3 protein-coding genes and 1 riboswitch are annotated in these 2,602 nt (G+C 51.0%); all 3 genes read right to left on the reverse strand.

All coding sequences use genetic code 11. From position 1 onward, the window contains the following. The coding region (locus GXX34_09110; GenBank protein ID HHW07667.1) for a methyltransferase domain-containing protein at window positions 1-396 on the reverse strand (396 nt) is incomplete at its 3' end. A 208-nt stretch (window positions 397-604) separates the two neighbouring features. Continuing rightward, window positions 605-1,219, reverse strand: a complete 615-nt coding sequence (locus GXX34_09115) for a cobalt transporter CbiM (protein HHW07668.1) — start codon at window positions 1,217-1,219, stop codon at window positions 605-607. A gap of 190 nt (window positions 1,220-1,409) precedes the next feature. Continuing rightward, window positions 1,410-2,108 (reverse strand): hypothetical protein, encoded by a 699-nt coding sequence (locus GXX34_09120; GenBank protein ID HHW07669.1) that lies wholly within the window; start codon window positions 2,106-2,108, stop codon window positions 1,410-1,412. Between the two features lie 123 nt (window positions 2,109-2,231). Next, window positions 2,232-2,475, reverse strand: a riboswitch (cobalamin riboswitch). Between the last annotated feature and the right edge of the window lie 127 nt (window positions 2,476-2,602).

The following is a 2,602-nucleotide window of genomic DNA, read 5'->3' on the forward strand; positions in this document are numbered from 1 at the left end:
CGCTATAACAAGATCAAATTTCCCTTCCCATTCCTGCTTTTTTAAGTCCAGTTCATGCCAGTCGGCCCATTGAAAACTGGCATTGGGTATATTTTTTTCCGCCGCCTTTTGTTTTGCTATTTCCACCATAGAGGGGGAAAAGTCAATACCGACCACCCCTTTACAATGTCCTGCCATGGCCAGCGCGTATTGTCCGGTGCCGCAGCCTATGTCCAGCACCAGAGAATCCTTACTTAACATATTGTGTTTTTGCAGCAGCCGCAAAAAGTGGTCCTCCTCAAAGGTAGGTAATTTGTGCCCGCCAAAGCTTTCCGCCATGGAGTTCCACATATCTACGCTGGCTTGTTTGTTCTTGTTTTTCAGGGACCACTTTTCCAAAATCTCTTCGACTGTCATTCAGACCCTCCTCACTAAAGCCTGAGAAACAAAAAACCATGAAAGTCGCTGCCTTCATGCCAGCACACCTTCATGGTTGTTTTTGTCTCATATTCATTTGTTAGCCAAAATTAAATCTCACTCTGGGCATTATCCAAAATAAAGCCTCACGGCTCGGAGCTTCATGCTCCCTTTCAGCCACCTAATTTATCATATAATTCTTACAATGTCAACCCTTTGCCGTTCCCGCAAGCATCCAATCAGGCTTGTGTCTTTCTATGAACCTTACCGCAAAACCGGTAATAATTCCCTCCACGGCCACCAGGGGCAGGTGACCCAGGGCCACTATTTTCGCCACGGAAAAGTCCCCCTGGGCAAACCGGGGTTCGGTCATGGACAATATGAGAACGAGAATCATCACCGTCATTACCACCGACATTCCACCGGCTATCCCCCCTCGGAGAGCCGTATTTTTAACAGGCAGGTAGCGGAACAAAAGATACGACAAGTAAGCCGGTATGGCCAGCAGGATGGTGTTGGCACCTAGGGTAGTTAAGCCTCCATGCCGGAATAACAAAGCTTGCAACAATAACCCCGGAACGAAGACCAAAGCCGCTCTCCTGCCCGACAGGATGCCGATTAACCCGCATAACAAAGGATGCACGGAAGCAGGAGGAACCGGAATGGAAATCAGGGATACCCCAAAGAAGGTCGCCGACAGCAGGCTGATTTTCGGGATATCTTCATCCTTGATGCCTTTTAAGCCAACAGCTAAGCCGCCCAGCGCCGCTGCGGACGTTAGCGCTATCACCGGAGTACTCAATACACCATCGGCTAAATGCATGAACACACCCCCTTGACCCGGCAGGGCCGGCTCCTGTCCTTTCCCGGTGGGAAACCGGCAGCTGCCCGGACGCATTTTAATGGTAAGTTGTTAACCTCCACGAGCTTTCAGGATAGCAGCCGCTACGGAGGGTTGGTTACCCCAACTTGTTTGGATAACTAACACCGGCGGCCTCACGCTTGCGGCCGGGTTATATTCTCCCATCCATAATCAAAATGATGGTGAGAACGGCAATCCACAGGGAAGATTTGAACACCAATTCCGGTGGCAGTCGTTTATCGTGCTTCCCCCGGCCGTCAAAACCCCTGGCCTGCATAGCTTGAAATACTTTCTCCCCGTGATCACCGCTCTTCAGGAAAAAGCCGCCGATCCACTCTCCGAAGACCCTTAGATAGGACCATCCCCTCCTTTCATACAGCCCCCGGCTGGCGAGAGCTCTCCTCCCTTTTTCGATGTCTTCGTAAAGCATGTGAAAATACCGGAAAGTGAGAGCCAGGATCCGGTTGAACACCGGGGGTAACCCCAGTTGCAAAATGCCTTCTAATAGGTACAAAGCCGAAAACCTGGATAAAATCGTCCCCAGCAAAACAGAGGAGATCAAGATCTTGCCGGCAATCACCAGGACAAACTCCACTTCTCCCAGCGCACCTGTGAGCAGGTAACTAATTGCTTGAGGCGCCAGCAGTAAGATGATAAAAGGCATGACCGGTTTAGCAAACCTGAGAATAAACTTGTTCTCCGATACAAGCAAAGAGTATATGGTAACTAACGCGCCGGTGAAGACCAGCAACCGGTAAGTGCTGATAAGGGAGATGTAAAACAGGACAATAAATAAGCTGACCACAGTGGTCTCCGGGCCGTTCTTTCCCCCGGTGAATATACGGCTCATCTTCCTCTTCCCCCGCCTACAAAAGAAAAAATGAAAAAGCCCGGCTGCTTTCCGCAACCAGGCTTTACGGGTCTTAAGAGACAAAAACATCACGCAGCGGTACCTGACCTTTCCACGGAAGGCAGCGCACACCCGCACTTAGGCAGGTCTCCTGACTCGTGGATCATGGCTTGTGCTTTCGCCTTCCCATCCGGTACCAAAAGCCGCCCTGCTGCCGGTTTCCCATACCGCAGGCCAGCCTTTGGGTCCCAAACAGTGGCATTGTGAAAGCCGCTCCCCACTCACAGTGGCCGGACCGTCCGGGATTCTCACCCGGTTCCCTTTTCATTCCTGCTCCTGCAGGAACACCTAAGTGCTTTCCCTATGCAGTTGTCTTGAACTTATCATACTCCATCATGTATTTTTTTGTCAACAGTTTCTTACCGCCGCTCAGGACCCGTTGAAAACACCGGAGCCGGCGGCTAACCCTCTTTTTCCACAGCGGGAGGAAGGGC

The organism is Clostridia bacterium (assembly GCA_012840125.1).
Lineage (GTDB): Bacteria > Bacillota > DULZ01 > DULZ01 > DULZ01 > DULZ01.

Coding starts and splice junctions, on each gene's coding strand:
- GXX34_09115 (HHW07668.1), bottom strand. CDS start 1,219: ATGCATTTAGCCGATGGTGTATTGAGTACTCCGGTGATAGCGCTAACG.
- GXX34_09120 (HHW07669.1), bottom strand. CDS start 2,108: ATGAGCCGTATATTCACCGGGGGAAAGAACGGCCCGGAGACCACTGTG.